Raw genomic sequence first — 16576 nt, forward strand, 5'->3', positions numbered from 1 at the left:
ACTAAAGTATATAAAATTTATATGTTTGAGGTAGCTTATGAAGAAAGTTCTTGCTGTTGTATTTATGCTTTGCGCGGGCGCTTTAAGCGCGCAGGGTTTAAATGTAATTTCCTACACGCCTAAAGGTAATACATATTCCACTGAAAATGTTGACATCAACGTAACTTTTAATAAACCGGTTGTAAGATTGGGCGACTCCAACCAATTTGGCAATGACGCCTGCCCCATTAAACTGGTGCCCGCGGCTAAAGGCAACTGCCGCTGGACAGGCACCCAAACCTTAAGCTTTGAAGCTGAAAAACTTATCCCCTCAACAGAATATAAGGTAACCGTTGACGGCAATTTGAAATCAGAAGTTTCTTCTGACAGCCTTAGCAGAGAATTTAGCTGGACGTTTAATACCCCGCGTATTAACTTCTCCCACTCCAGACCTGCTGATGCTGAACTATGGGTAGGCCTTAACCCCAACATTTTTTTAGTTTTTAACCAGCCGGTTAACCCGCAGACTGCGCGCGAGTATATTTCTTTTAAAAAGAGCAATGAGGCAGCGCAGCTAAGTTTTGATTTAATACGCCCAAGCAAAGAGGCTGTTAAGCAAGAGTACGGCGGCAATTATTACCAGGCTGAAAACATGTTAGTGCTTATGCCTAAGGCCAAGCTTGAGCAGGCCGCCTCATACAACATAAAAATTGCGGAGGGGATGCCCGGCGAACAAGGAACGTTGGGATTCCAAAAAGAGAAAAATATATTTTTTTACACATATGAAAACTTTGCCGTAATAGATACCAATTCCCCCAAATGCCTGCCCGGCAATACAGAACTGCGCTTTACCAACCCCGTTTACCTTAAAGACGTTGTTGATAATATAAAAATATCCCCGTCAGTCAAATTTAAACCGCTTGAAGAGGGCGCGAAATATGAAACAGGCAGCCGCATTTATAACGGCCCCACAGGCTACGCTTTGCCCTTTAACATTGCGGAATTTGAGCCAGGCAAAACCTATAAAATCACTTTAGATGCAAACCTTAAAGATATTTACGGCAACAAACTGGGCCAAAAGAAAACATTAACTTATACACACCCGCAGTACTGCCCTAATGTTGATTTTAGCACAGGCTTTGGCGTGTTGGAATCTTACCTGCCCATTATGCATCCTGTTGACGTTATTAACGTGGAAGCCACAGGCATAGACTCTGTAAAACTTAATAACGCGCAAGAATTTATTAAAGCTTATAAAGAGGGCAATACCTATTGTAAAAATACCACTGTCCCGGCTTACGGCTCTTATGCTTTTAAAACAAAACGCAACCAAACATTAAGAACGGGTTTTGATTTAAATAAGATATTTAACGGTAACGCCAAAGGTTTTAATAAGCTGACGGTATTTAAAAAAAGAGATAACGGAGACTACTGCCGCACAGATATTTTTGATAACGTGACAGACGTTGGCGTCACGCTTAAAACAGGTATTGAAAACTCTTTAATATGGGTAACCACACTGCGTGACGGTAAACCGGTCGCAAACAAATCCGTGGAACTTTATTCAGGCGACGGCGAACTTTTATGGAGCGGTAAAACGGAAGGCAACGGCATGGCCGAGGCGCCCGGGTTTAAAGAGCTTGGCGTAGTTGGCGGCCGCTGGGACAGGCCGGAGGTTTACGCTATAGCGTACTCCGATGGCGGCGACGCTATAGTGTCAAGCAATTGGACGCAGGGTGTGGAGCCGTGGCGCTTTAACATAAGCTATGACTGGTACCCCAAGGAAATTACCAATAACGCCGCTGTGTTTTTTGACAGAGACATTTTAAGACCAGGCGAAAAGCTTAACCTCAAAGGCGCTTTAAGAACGCTTAAAGAGGGCGACTGGGCAATCCCGTCAATCAGCACGGTTACGCTCAGAGTGTCTGACCCGGCGGGTAACGAGTGGAAGCTTGTTAACGCCCCGGTTAACACAAAATACGGCACCTTTGAAACAACTTTTAACATAGGCTCGGCAGATAAAACAGGCACTTACAGTGTAGAGCTTGTTAATGAAGAAGATGAAGGTTCTGCTGATTATTTTAACGTATACAAATCTTTCCGCGTGGAAGCATTGAAACCCGCTGAGTTTAAAGTAAACGTAAATACTGACAAGCCGGACTACCGTTCTCAGGACAACGCCGTAATTACCGTGGATGGTTCTTACATGTTTGGCGGCCCGCTTGCGGGCGCGGATGTTAAACTGGCGGTAAGATATACTGAAAACTATTACAGAAATTCAAAGTATTCTGATTACTTTTTTAATTCTTACGACGATTCATCAGAAAATTATCCGTATTCTGAACAAACAAATAAGCTTGATAACAACGGCCGCTTTGTTTATACACAGGCCTTGCCCAAGTTTGACAGGCCGTACAGAATGTTTGTTGAGGCCGGCATAACCGCGCCCAACAGGCAGCAGCTTTTCAGCAGAACATCAACGCCCGTTCACCCTTCAGAATTCTATATAGGTATAAAAACGGGCGAAACATATACTGAGGTAGAAAAGCCTTTCGGCGCTGATATTTTAACAGTTAACCCCGTTACTAACGAGGCTGTTTCCGCTAAAGTAACCGCCAAAATTGAAAACTGGCAATACTACAGCATACGCAAAACAGGCATTAACGGCCGCCTGGAATGGGTGAGTGAAAACCGTGTGGAAAGCACGGACACAGTTACCTTTACAACAGGTAAAACAGCGCATGCATTTAAATACACCCCAAAAACCCCGGGTTCCTATAAGGTTACCTTTACCGCTGTTGACGATAAGGGGAATGAGGTGCGCAACACAGCCTCTTTCAGCGTAGCCGGCAAAGGCCGCGCATATTGGGCTAAGAACGACGATGATATTATTAAATTAGTCGCCGACAAAGCCACTTATAAGGTAGGCGACAAAGCCAAACTTATGGTGCAGTCACCCTACGCTAACGCTACAGCGCTTGTAACCGTTGAACGCGAAAAAATAATGCACAAATTTACGCAGGAACTTAAAGGCGGCGCGGATAGTATAGTAATACCCGTGACGGAAGATTACCTGCCCAACGCCTTTGTAAGCGTAATACTTATTAAAGGCCGCAGCGCGGAAAACTCTTATGATAAAGAGGGCCTTGACCTTGGCAAGCCGCAGCTTAAAGTAGGCTACGCCAACTTAACCGTTGAGCCTGAAGCCAGAAAAATAGCTACCAAGCTTACCACAGATAAAGCCACCTATTTACCAGGTGAAACAGTAACAATTAACCTGCACAATACGGTCAACGGCAAAGCGGTAGAATCAGAAGTAGCTGTGTTTGTGGTGGACGAGGGTGTCCTCTCACTTACCGCGTACAAAACGCCTGACTTATTTAATGAGTTTTATGGCCCGCGCGCTCTTGCTGTTGGCACGGTAGACACAAGGGCGTTTGTAATAGGCCAGCGTTCCTTCGGTGAAAAAGGCGAAAATAGAGGCGGCGGCGGCGGTGACGACAGTAAGCTTGGCGGCATTGACCTGCGTACCAACTTTGACATGGCGCCCTACTGGAACGGGAAGGTATTTACAGATAAAGACGGCAAAGCAAAAGTACAGTTTAAGTTGCCCGATAACCTTACCAAATTCCGTGTAATGGCTGTAAGTTTAAATACAAAACAGTTTGGCTCGGCCGATACAAACATTACTGTAAATAAACCTGTTATGATAAAGCCCAGCCTGCCCAGGTTCGCAAGACTTGGCGACATATTTAAATGCGGCGTAATAGTGTACAACCAAGACGCTAAAGAAGACATTACCGTAAAAGGTATTGTCAGCGGCGGCGTGGCCATGTACGGCGGCGAGTCAACCGTAAACGCCAAAATTGAAAAGGGCGGTTTTAAAGAGATTTTATGGAACTGCCAGGCCGCCAACGCGCAACCCGCGGTATTTGAGTTTACGGCCGCCAGCGGCAAAGACACAGACGGCCTTAGGTGGAATATCCCCATTAACGGTATTGAAAAATATTACACGCTTGCCACCAGTGGCGTAACAGAGTCTAAAGTAAAAGAAGGCATGAAGGCCCCCACAGGTTACGTACCGTTTGCCGATAACAGGGCGGAGTTCACCTTTGCCTCTACGGCTTTAGTTGGGCTTAAAGAAGGCTTGTTTTACATGCTTTCTTACCCGTACGGCTGTCTTGAGCAAAAAATGTCAAAGATACTGCCTGTTATACTTTCTAAGAGTATTGTAAGCGATTTTAAACTTGGCAATATCTCTAACCTGGAGGCGGCGGCGCAGGAGGTTATCAGCAATATTGGCGCGTATCAGTCATCAGACGGCGGGTTTAAATATTGGGCGGACGCTTACTCAACCCAGCCTGACCCGTTTGTTACGCTTTACGCGCTTGAGGTTTTGCACTTAGCAAAAGAAAAGGGCTACAAAGTGGACGACAACGTTAGTAATAAAGCTTTAAAGTGGCTGGACAGCTTTATGTCTGCTTCAGACACAAAACGCTGGGCCTACCCATATAGCAGGCTGGAAAACAAAACCACGCAGGCTTACGCCGCTTACGTGCTCAGCCTCTATAAAAGGGGGGCAGCAGCCAGTTTTCAAAGGCTTACAGCGGCAGGGCGGAGCTCAGCTTGCAAGGCAAAGCCTATCTTATAAAAGCGGGCAAAAACCTGGGTAAAACAACCGAGGTTGAAGAGCTCGCGCGCGAGCTTATGAACACCGCCAAAGTTGCGCCCACCACAATGCACTTTGAGCTGGACAACAAAATGCCGTGGATACATGCCTCTAACCTTACAACAACGGCTGTGGTGCTGGACGCTATGCTGCAGGCCAAAGGCGGCTTTACAGGCGACGAAAAGGCCGTAAGATGGCTGCTTAACCAAGCCACGCAGGAAGGGCACTGGGCTACAACGGCCAACAACTCGGCCGTATTCCGCGCTTTAAACTCTTACTATACAGTAAAAGAAAATGTAACGCCGGACTTTAAGGCGGAGCTTAAAGTAAATTCCGCCGCCGCATGGACAGGCGTTTTTAAAGGCCGCGAAATGAAAGCGGAACTTGCCGTAGTACCTTTCTCCAATTTGTTTAATAAGAAAGGCGAGTCTGACATACTTATAACCAAAAAAGGCGATGGCAGACTCTATTATACAATGCGCCAAATTTACGCGCCGCTTAAGCTGGATAAACCCGTAAACGCAGGCTTTGCAATTGAGCGCAAAGTAACGCCCGTGTCAGGTGAGGGCACAGCGTTTAAAGCCGGCCAAAAGGCGGAAGTTACCTTAACAGTTACCACAAACCAAGACAGGCAGTTTGTTGTGGTGGAAGACTTCTTGCCCGCGGGCTTTGAGATTGTGGACAGCACGCTTGCCACAGAGTCTCAGTTTGCAAATAATGATGAGGGGGAATATGATGATTATGATTCCTACTACAGCAAATGGGGCACCTTTGAGCGCAATGAAAAATACGACGACCGCATAGCCGTATTTGCCGATTATCTGACCAAAGGCAAACACACCTATAAATACGTTGTACAGGCCACGTTACCAGGCACTTACAGCGCGCCCGCGGCATGGGCCAGCCAAATGTACGAGCCCGAAAATTTCGGCCATAATACAACAGGTAAGTTGACTGTGGAATAGTTTTTTTAACCCCCGCTTTTATAAGCGGGGGTTTTTTGCTATGCTTTTTTGGTATAACCCTTTATGATGCTTGACATTTACGTCCTAAGTGATAAAATATCTATATAAATGATATTATGTTACGCTTACGGTGGGTTATGCAACTAAAAACAACGGTTAACGCTAATTGTTTTAATTTATTTTTAACAAATTCCGGCAATTGATTTTTGCGCGTTTAAGCCTCTTTTTTTACAAAAGGGGTTTTTGTTTTTATATGCTTCTAATTTACCGTCGATAAGTACCCAAAAGACCTATGTGTCGTATAGGTCCTTTGGCCCTTGTGGTTTGGCGGCAAATTATCAATACTTTTGATGTGGGAGTATTTTATTTATATTTATATATATATTATGCTTTTTCATTTTTATGTGTGCGGCTGGTAAGATTTATTTTTGGGAAACTTTATGAAAAAAATGGTTTATAACTTAATTTCCGTTTTTCCTGGTGCTGCGGTTAAGATTATCAGTGTTATCTTAATCCAGTGTCTCATTGTTTCCTCTTTGCCGCATGACCTTCTTGCCCAAGTAAGCAGTAAAACCGTCTCCAGAAATCCCGCCCCAACCACTCCTATAAGTTCTTCTTCTAGTTTGGGGGAAGATTTATCGAATGCCTCTTTATCAAAATATGATTTGAGCAAGTTAAAAACATTTAGTATAGAAGAGATCAAATCACAGGCGGCTGCAAAAGCGAATGAAGATATAGTATTGCGTCGAGATAACACTACAGTTGTGTATGTACCAATGGGGCCTGGAGAGAAGGCAGAGGAGGTAGTGGAGAGTATATCGGATAAGCGCGGGCGCGAGTTGAGTGAGGTAATAGAGGGATATTTTGGATTAAATGAAGGGGTAGAATCTGGGCCGTTGGGATATGAATCTTATAAGAAGGAGTTTGATAAGGAGCGAAGGGATTTGGAGGTAAAGTATTTAGGTGAGATATCGCGCAAGGTAGGAGAGCAGGAGGGGATATTGGCTGGGGAGTTGAGGGAGTACTCGTTGAGGGGGATGAGTGCGGCGGATCTGGCGTTGTATGAGGGATACAAGACTAGTGAGATATCGGCCTGGAGCAAAGAATTGCATGGTGAGTTGGGGGTAGTATTGGGAGTAGACAGCAAGTCTAGGTACGCGCAATACAAGGCAGAGTGGGGGAAGGTAGAGGAGAGGTTATTGAGGGAGACGCACCGAGAGCTATCGAAGAAGAAGAGTGAGTTGCTTGGTTTATGGAGGCGTGAGCCTAATACGTATGGCAAGTATGTATTGAGGGTGAGTCCGTTATTGTTGACGGTTGAGGGGATGTTTGATGTAGGAGAGCGAAGGGAATTACTTAGTTTGTATAAGAGTAAAGTATCGAAGGGTAATTGTTTGGAGGCGGGTTGTGTGGATGAGATGTACGCGGTGATGGGTATAGGGATGTTGGGCAGCAGGAGTGACGGTGGGGATGTTAGGCGTTTGTTAATAAACAGTATGGATATTGCGGGAAGCGGCGCGTTATTGATGGCAGGCGCGGGGACGCTGTTGTCGTTAGGGGCGTATAGTGAATTGGACACCGTTGTAGGATACGCGACGAGGGAGGAAAGGAAGCAGGTTAGCGGGGATTATGATTTATTATTATTAAGCACGTATGCGCGTGAGTGGAAGGACCGTCACGGGAAGTATTTGGGGAAGAAGAGTGTGAATGCGGCGTACCCAATAGACAGGACGAGCATGGGTAATGCTTGGACGCAGGTTGTGGATGTATTGTTGGCGGAAGGCAGCGCGGAGAGTTTGTCAATATTGTCTAAGTACAGTGTTGGGGCGTGTGGAGTAAGGACGTATATGGGAGCGAGGAGTGTGGGTTGTAGTGGAGTGATGCCGTTTATAGCGGAGGGTTTGTTAAGCGGGAAGGTTAAGGTAGATTTGGGTATAGAGTTTAGCGGACAGGCAGCGGCGGCGGGGTTAAGCCAGCGAGGGATGTTATTGGCGCATATAATGAACGCGAGTTTTGGAGATATGAACGAGGTAGATGAGGGGAAGTTGGATAAGAGGATATACAATTATTTATTAAGGACAGAGAGCAGTGCTGCGTTGAAGAAGAACGTAACGAAGCACGCGGTAATTAATCGAGAGGGTGAGTTATGGAAGGGGAGTGAGGTAAGCCAGACGGGTATAATGACGACGTTTGCGGGCAGCGCGGATGTAGCGCTGGCGGTATTTTTTATAGGTCGAATGGGTGTAAGTTTAGTACGTCAGAGCGGACAGATAGGTTTAAAGATGTACCGTTTGACGCAGGTGGGCAGGAAGGGAACGAACGGTATAAAGAACCTAAGGCATTACGCGATGTATAAGAACTTATCGCAAGCGACGAGAGCAGGGCGTGGTAGTAATTTTAAGGCGTTTAGCGGCAGTCAGTTTAAGGCGAACAACGCGGCGAACCCGTTGAACATTTTAACTCGTGAGCATTTGAGGACGAGTATAGGCCGCGCGAAGGTAGACGCGCGGGCGAAGCAGCTGGCCGGCGAGAAGTTAAGTATAGAGAGGTCGTTGGCAAGGGAGCAGCAATTAAACCAAATAAGCGGTAAAAAGATAGGCAAGGTAGACCCAAATATAAGTAAGACCTTGGCATCGGGAGGGAATAAGGTTAGCGTGGAAGGTTTGGAGGGGAAGAAGTTTAGCAGGTTGGGCAGTGAGACGGGAAACAATTTTATAGAGCGCAGGATATTGGGAGGAAAGAGTTATGGCGAGGCGTCAGGCTGGCGCCAGAACCTTCTTGATAGGAGCCGAGAGTTAAGTTTAAGTTTAGAGATATTAAAAGACAATATAGGCTACGGTTTGCAGGGGAGCAACAAGAAGTATGTAGCGGCGTCGTTAATAACGCCTGCGGGTCAAGCTGTAAGCACGCAGGGGGCTGCGACGGCGGAGTTCTCGGTAATGCAGTCTATGAAGAGTGGTATGCCCTCAGCAAGCATATTGTCGGAGTCAGGCGCGCCCACGGCGATAAGAGGTGTTGGCAGTGTAAGCAAAACAGCGCCTGTAACAAAAGTAACAACGGCAAGTCCTGTAAGTTCGGCGGCCAAGACGTTAAATGGTTTAGTGGGGGAAAACAGCGGTATAAACAAAGCGTTGGGCAAATTAAATATACCTGTAAGCGCCGGGGCGAGCGCGGGCTTATCGTTAGGCGCGCCGAGGATAATCGGGCGCGACATCCGCACGCCTATGCAAGGGCGAACTGCGGAAGAAGATAAAGGTATAAGTGATTTTGAATATTTATTAAAAGCGATGAACCCGTTTGCCAAAGAAGTAGGCGGTCAGATAGTAAAGGCGGATAATTTAGCGGGCAACTTGGCCAACGGCGCTAAGATGGGGCTAAGGTACGCAGCGCAAAGATTAAGTAATAAAACAAAGGCGGACGGTTTTACAAGAAGTGTAGACCAACAATATAATGTGTCCAGAGAAACGCGCCTTGCCCGCAGCGTAGCGGCGATAGATGCAATTTACCAAAACGCGAAAGCCTCTGGCAGAGAAGGAATGCTGACAGTTGGCGAAACGCGCGCTGTCAAAGGTTATATAAATGATATAGAGGGTAACAACCAGCATTGGGTATTAAATAAAGAAAGCGGCGTTTGGCAAAAGCAATACACGCAATCGGGGCAAGAAGCGATAACGCACCTAAACAACAATTACTTTACGGGCGTACAACCCAGAGAAGTAAAAAACCAGACCACAGCGTCCAATCCCACCACCCCCCGCCCCCAAATAACCCATGCTGAGGCTAATGCCTCAAAGCCTTCTGCTGTTGATTATAGCCATCAGGAGCCTAAGGCGGCAAAGAGCAATTTGCTTATTGACGGTAATATTGTTTTATTAGCCTCGGCCGCGCCTAAAGTAGGGTTAGAAGAATCTGTTATGCCTATGGGTGATGCGCCCAATACCGAAGTTACCGAGGCGTTAAACACACCTGAAAAAATTTCCACATTAAGCGGCGCGGCGCTAGTGTCCGCGCAGACCGCTGCGGGCGTAAGCGTTGTTGACTTGAAACAGCATGTGGCGGCAAAGGAAGATAAAAAAGGTTTCATAAAGTTTTTTGATAAAGAAGCCACGGCTGTATCTGAAGGCGCGGGTTACCTGACAATGAACGGTTTTGCGCCGAATCTTGTGACAAAGGCATTTACCGCGCTGCGCGGCGGCGTGCGTAAAATTATAGCCAAAACCCAAAGGATTTCAACGGAAGACGCAAGGATAAAAAAATATATTTTTGACAGGGAATATTCCAGAGTACTGTCAAATAGCCGTACAGATATTGTAACCACACAGGACGAGGTTGCAAGTCTTGTCAATAATATTAAGGCAGAGGTGTTAGCCTCCGGCATGCAAAATGCCCAAAAGACAAAAATTGTGGATTCTATACAAAAAGAGGTTAACAACCTTCTTCTTGAGAAAATGGCTTTGGCCGGCTATGCCGTTAACACAAAAGATATTTTAAAACAGATTAATACGGCGCATGTAAACGCGCAGAAAATTATATCAGCTTTCTCAGGTGATGTAACTGCTTCTAAAAAGCTGGTTAAAGATCTTAAAAAAGATTTGACTGATATTAAGAGACAGCTTTCACCGTTGGTTTCCGAAATTGAAGTTAACAATATTCTTTATGAAAACCGCACCAAAGAATTGGATCTTAAGGAAAAGAGCGTCGCCGAATTTGAAGTGAAACTACAAAAAGCTAAAGAGGTTCTGGCTGATTTAGACGCAGCCGCTGTTGACGCTGAGGGGAGAGACGCGTACCAAGAGGCTGACGCAAACTATAAGAAAATAAGAAGAGAGCGCCAACAGGTTAACCAGGAGTTAAAAGTAGCTCAAGATAAGCAAAGAGACGCTTTGCAGAGAATAGCTTATTACAAAGCTTACGCTGACTATTTTTCTAAAAGAGAACAACATTTAGAGCGCCAAATTGCGTATCTTAACGGAGAAAATAAAAATCTCTCCGATGTTATTGACAGCGCCAGAAATATGTCCGCTTCCGCTGAAAAACTTGCGAAGGAAACAAGCGTTATATTGGAAGAGAACCGTAACGTTTTCAAATCTTCCGCCGACGCTAAGAAAAGTAATGAAAGAGATTTGGAAGTATTTTCTCTTATCAAAAAACGTTCCGAAGAAAGAAGTAATAAAGTCTCGCACTGGGCTATGCTTGAGGGCGCGACGGATGTCTTTAACGCCAAAGCGGTGGCTGAGGTGCAATTTCTGCGCGCCTTGTCCGCCAAGAAAGACGGCATTGTGGGCGCTAAGGACGCGTTGAAAGACGCCGCGCTTAATATGCAGCATTTAACCAACCAGTCGTCTGCCATTCTTTTAAAGCAAGCGGTAGAGATTGTTAAACCGCACGTTGACGGCCGCTACGCAATTGCGCAAGATAACAGATGGTACGGGCACAGGGTTATGGGCCATATGCGCGACATGGTGGATTTTGTTATAAGTTCCGTTACGGGTAACCCGGGGTTTTATTATAGAACAATTTTAAAAACCAATATTAAAAACGTTGTTAACAATCTTAATATTACCACCCAGGGTAAAAACGATGTTATAAACGCGGCGGCAGATTACCTGCGTGCGGCGCAGTTTACGCCGTCTATTGAGATGGCGCGTCCTTCCGCGCTTGAATTTGACATAGCGTATGACGCCGATATCGTGCCGTTTGGCGAAACTCTGCAAAATACATTTGCAAATGTTAAAAAAGTTTCCGTTGAGCAGGCTTTAGAAAAATATACTAATGACAAAAAAACCTCGGCGGCAAAAACACGCATAGCAGCTTTTTTGGGCTGGCTGACCGGCAAGACAAGAACAGAAAACAATATGATGTTTAATAACACTTTAAGAGATATTGTTTACAAAAATGTTAATGACTTAGATGTGCCGCGCTCTGTTAAACTTTCTATTTTAAACCAAATAATGCATGAGACGCAAAATATTGCCTTTAAAGCGCCTAAGGTAAAGGCTGACAAACTTATAAAAGGCGTAAAAGGAAAATACCATAAATTGGCGGATAAAAAACAAATGGGTAAGCCTAAACCACTGAGAATAATGGATTCTTCAGAGGATGCGGACCTTAAAAATGTAAACTTTTTTGTAGACCCGCGTTTAAAAGTAAAGTCAGACAAGCTTTTTTGGAAATGGGAAAAAGATAAATATATTTTGCAGGTTATGGATAACGGCAGGTATGACGCGCTTACCAGGTGGTATATGGAAGTGGCGCCGTATCAGTTGGCTAAACTGGCTATAGTAGCTAATGACTATGAAAAAAATGATTATGTGTTAAAGCTGGTTAATGTGCAATCATATAAATCTATTTCAGGCCATGAGGATGTTACATCTAGCGAGACGGCTAAATATCCTCTTTATGTAAGAACCCCGGAAGGGGACGTGCTTACAAACCTGCTTATAGACCCGTCCGTAGTATTTGAATTTAAAGACGGGTATAGGGTTGTTATTGATGATAACAATATTATCATGAAAACAGCGCACGGTAGCGAAACTGTGTTAGACTCCGCGCAGTTAAGACTGCCTAAAAATAAATTTGGCAATTTTGTAAAACTTATTAAATCTATTAACGGCAAATCATCTGCTGCTAAGTTAGATGTTTTAGTAAGGTTCAATAGAGACAAACTTAACGCTTTAAACTGGGCGTCTGCCATGAGTTTGAGCTCGTTAGTTAGAAATATGATAGGTGTAGTGGGTAAAGGTATGGACCTTACTCCTATGGCTGTGCAAGCGTTGCCTATGGCGGCGTATGCGCCTAATCTTCTGGCAAGTTATTTTCAAAAGTTAATACGTGATTTGGGTAATGACAAAATTCTTAAGCTTGGGCTTAAAACAACTCTGGGAACTCTGGTAATTGCCGACGTTATGGCATTTAAAGGTATTATAGAGCCGGGTGCGCCGTTTTGGGTTGTCGGGGCTATGATTTTGATTGCGCTTGGTTTGGGTTTGGGCTCATCTCTTACACAGCAAACAACCAAAGATTTGGTAAGTAAAAATTCTGTAACCAGTGAGCACAACTCTGCTAACAACGCGCAATGGCAGTTGTTTAAGCAATACGGCAGTATTTTTGTTTCGTTGCCTTATGCTGGTTTAAAACTGATTACAATGATTTTAAATGACAGCGGTTTTCTTAGTGAAAATATTAATCTTTTAAGCGACTCTATAGATTTTTATGGTGTTTTTGACGCAAACTTTTTTACAATTACATATCCGTTACTTACCTTTTTTACTGCACGCACTTTATATAAGGTTTACCGTGCGGGGTATAAGGATAAGGCGGAAAATCCCATGTCTTTACGCAGGTATATGGGCGGAAGTATAGCAAACGGTTTTAGAGGTATGTTTGCGGCTGTTAAACGTAAAATTACCGGTGAGAAACTTGAATATTTGGGGCCGGAGCATGGTTTAAAAAACGCTCATTTAAAAACTGAGTTAAAAAGGCTTGGCATTAAAAATAAATTAAGCAGTACTATTTATAATACCACTATAGCCATAGGCGGCCAGCAGGCTATGGACGCGTCTATAGTAATACTTGGTACGGGCACAGTAATGTTGGAATACCAGCAGGACGGGGCGTTTGGGCTGTTTATTACAATTGCCACCACTATGATACCGGCTATTTTAGCCAGAATGTTAGCAAAGTATTTAATTACCAAAAAAATTATTAGTGACGACGAGGTTTTAGCTATGGCCGCGCCTATAGGTGCTATAGGTGTGCCCGGGTTTTTATTAACCTATGCGGCAAACCCGCTGCTAGGGTCAATGTTTGTGTTTTTTGCAACGCTTGGTTTATCTAACTACCAGGCGCAGGCTATGGGCGTTATAGAAAAAACCATATATAGCGCTGTTGATAAAGAAATTTCAGCCGCCAAAGCCGGCAGACAGGTTGAGGGCGAGTTTGCGGATATTTATAAAACAACCGAAAACGCTAAAAAACTTTACAGCCCGTATATATCAGCCCTTTTTAACAGACTTATGGCAGGTGTGGGCGGGCTTACATTCTTAGTGGGTATTGTTGCCACCTTAGTTTTTGCTCATGAAATAGATGTTCGCGGGCTTACGGTAGAAATGGTAGACGCGGATGAAAATCTTAAAATGCTTTTAAAATGTATCGCGCAATTAAAATCAGGCTGGGTTGCCGCGTTGTTGGTGGCTATTCCCATAATTTGGCAGCGCGGTTATATATGGAATGTTATTAAGAGTATTTCAACAGTAAGGGCGTATCAAGGCCCGTTAAGCCAGACATTTGACATTAGCAGGCGCGAGATTAACGCCGCCAGAAGGCGTCACCTGCGCACTGTTAACCCGCAGGATTGGGCAAACGGCGCGTCATGGGGCAATGGCTGGCATTATGATAATAACGCCGGGGCCGCGCCGCAAACGCAGCAGTAAAGCGTTTTGATTGTAAATTTATTTAACTCCCCGGCTAACACCGGGGAGTTTTTGTAATGCGGATAATCATTACGGACAAGAAAAATCTATTATATTAGTAATTTCCATAATAAAGCTAATTTGCTAAAGTATATGTTGTTATTTAAGGAGAATTTATGAAATCTATTAAAGGTAGTGCAAATATTAAATGCCCGCACGGGTGCGAGGAGTTTGAAAGCGAGTTTTGGTCTCTTATAGACGCGGCCAGCGCCCCGGAACTTAAAGACGCCGCGCTTGGCGGCGAGCTTAACCTAATGTCTTGCCCCACCTGCAAGCATTATTTTTACCATGAAAACAATTTGATTTATTTTGACGCGCCAACAGGCCTGCTTGTTTTTGTATTTGATGAAAAAGAAAAGAAAAACGAAAAAGAAATTAAAGAAAAAATGCATCATGATTTTGAGCTTATCAAACACAGTATAGCTAAAGAAATGAAGATAGGCTCAGAGCCGCTTTACGTGTTTGGTTTGGAAGCGCTAAAAAATCTTATCGCTGAGGAAAATGATTTTGTGGAAGAGTCTGAAGTTGTCGCCGCGGCGTCGGCGTCGCTTGGCTATAAACTTGCCACGCTTAAACCTGAGTACGCGCGCAACAGCGGTTACCCGCTTTATGTTCCCGTAAAGGCTGGTAACACGCAGGAAGATTTGCTTAAATCCGCGCACGGGGTTTTGGCCTCAGGCGTTAATTCCGCGCGTCTTAAAAAGTTTGAGGCAGACCTTAAAGGCGGCAAAACGACAGCGTTATTTTTATGATAGAAAAAAGATTTCTCCCCATGCTGCGCGCCATTGGCACGCATGCCAAAGAACACAACCTTAAAGTATGGATTGTGGGCGGGGCGGTGAGAGATTTTTATTTAAAACGCCCTACTAAAGATTTTGATATTACCGTAATTGGCGACCCCGAAATACTTGTAGATTTTGTTATAAAAAAATATGGCGGAAAAAAAGAAAAGTTTGATACTTTTGGCACTTTCCGCACGGATCTTAAAAACGGAATAAAAATAGATTTTGTCCGCGCCCGCAAAGAAGAATACGAGCACCCCGCCGCGCTGCCCAAAGTTAGCCCCGGCACCATTGAGGAAGACCTTTTCAGACGTGATTTTACCGCAAACGCCTGGGCGTTAAGTTTACTGCCCGCTGATTTTGACACCTACCTTGACCCTTTTGAAGCGCAAAAAGCTATAGACGGCAAATACATAAAAATACTGCACGATAAAAGTTTTGTGGACGATCCTACCCGCATGTTCCGCGCGCTACGTTTTGCGGGCCGCTTTGGGTGGACGGTGGACGATTCCACATCATCACTTCTTAAAAAAGCGGTGGAGGATAAACTGCCTGACTTGCTTTCGCGCGAGCGTGTGCGCCAGGAACTTTTAAAAATACTTGAAGAACCTAAAGTAAAAGAGATTTTCGCGCTGATGGATGAGTACGACCTTACAGATTTTATTTTTCCTCGTATTAAATTTTTCAATTCTATACTTAAGACAAAGGATGTAAATATACGCCTTGGCGTTTTAGCTTGCGGTTTGGATAAGTACGGGGGGGAGTTTTTGCAGCAATTGCGTTTAAAGCGCGAAATTTACCAAACGCTTTACCGCGCGTGGGAAGTATTTTTCTCCAAACAGGCGCCGCTTAAAGAGCTTACCAAAGAAGAACGTCTAATAGTTACTTTGTCTCAGCCAAGGCTGCGCAAAACCGCGTTACAACCCAGTTTTATTACAGGCGGGGAACTTAGCGCCCTTGGCCTTAAAGGGCCGCAAATAACGCAGGTTCACACGCTTTTACGCTCATTGCAATATAAAGGCAAAATAAAAAATAAAACCGGAGCTATGGCAGAGGCCAAAAAATGGTTACCGGTTTAAAAAGTTTATTAGCTGATATTCATGATTTTATTGACCCCTACCATTGCGCTCCCTGGACGGTAAAATATGACGCGGTTATTTTAACTGTGCTTGGCGTGCTGTCGTTTTTTCTATACCACTTAATTTCTACTGATGAGCTAAAAACACTTTTTTCTTTCCTGCAGTTTTTTAATATCGGCATACATGAGGTTGGGCACCCTGTTTTTGGTTTTATAACAATGGGTAATGAGTTTTGGCGTATAGCCGGCGGCGGCCTGACCGAACTTTTGGTGCCCGGGATAGCTTTTCTAATTTTCCTGCGTAAAGGCAAACCTTGCCAGGCTGATTTTTGTATTGCGTGGTTTGGTTTTAGCATGTACAGCGTGGGCAATTACGCCGCCTCCACCAGTCTGCCTGAAATCACGCTTCTTAACGCTACCGCGGACAGTAATATGAGTGACTGGGAATACTTGCACGAATACTTTGGCACTATTTACCATGATGTGCTTATAGGTAATATTTTTTACGCTGTGGGCGCGGTAATTTTTGTGTTCGCGGTGTACGCGTTTATACAACATTTGCGTAAAATACTTTCCGGCCCTTTGCAAAAAGATATTTCTCTTTAATGTTTAATATAATTTCTATTTTGTTA

The 16576-nt window shown here is 44.5% G+C and carries 6 protein-coding genes; all 6 read left to right on the plus strand.

The annotated features are described in order from the left end of the window. The first annotated feature begins 37 nt into the window (after positions 1-37). The 6 genes from AAIR98_RS05295 to AAIR98_RS05320 all read left to right on the plus strand — a co-directional run bounded on the left by AAIR98_RS05295 (position 38) and on the right by AAIR98_RS05320 (position 16550). On the plus strand, positions 38-4630 hold the full coding sequence (locus tag AAIR98_RS05295) for an alpha-2-macroglobulin family protein (protein WP_423971161.1): 4593 nt from the start codon (positions 38-40) through the stop codon (positions 4628-4630). After that, on the plus strand, positions 4606-5613 hold the full coding sequence (locus AAIR98_RS05300; protein ID WP_423971162.1) for an alpha-2-macroglobulin family protein: 1008 nt from the start codon (positions 4606-4608) through the stop codon (positions 5611-5613). The genes AAIR98_RS05295 and AAIR98_RS05300 overlap by 25 nt, the downstream gene beginning before the upstream one ends. Before the next feature lie 440 nt (positions 5614-6053). After that, positions 6054-14045 carry a hypothetical protein gene (locus AAIR98_RS05305; RefSeq protein WP_423971163.1) on the plus strand — a complete coding sequence of 2664 codons (7992 nt, stop codon included), beginning with the start codon at positions 6054-6056 and terminating at the stop codon, positions 14043-14045. Positions 14046-14200: 155 nt separating this feature from the next. Further along, on the plus strand, positions 14201-14836 hold the full coding sequence (locus AAIR98_RS05310; protein ID WP_423971164.1) for a CpXC domain-containing protein: 636 nt from the start codon (positions 14201-14203) through the stop codon (positions 14834-14836). Next, positions 14833-15945, plus strand: a complete 1113-nt coding sequence (locus tag AAIR98_RS05315) for a tRNA nucleotidyltransferase/poly(A) polymerase-related protein (RefSeq protein WP_423971165.1) — start codon at positions 14833-14835, stop codon at positions 15943-15945. Before AAIR98_RS05310 ends, AAIR98_RS05315 begins: the two co-directional genes overlap by 4 nt. After that, the gene (locus AAIR98_RS05320) at positions 15930-16550 is read left to right on the plus strand and encodes a hypothetical protein (protein WP_423971166.1); all 621 of its coding nucleotides are present in this window, start codon (positions 15930-15932) and stop codon (positions 16548-16550) included. Before AAIR98_RS05315 ends, AAIR98_RS05320 begins: the two co-directional genes overlap by 16 nt. The last annotated feature ends 26 nt before the right edge of the window (positions 16551-16576 follow it).

It is taken from the genome of Elusimicrobium simillimum, assembly GCF_049639735.1.
Lineage (GTDB): Bacteria > Elusimicrobiota > Elusimicrobia > Elusimicrobiales > Elusimicrobiaceae > Elusimicrobium > Elusimicrobium simillimum.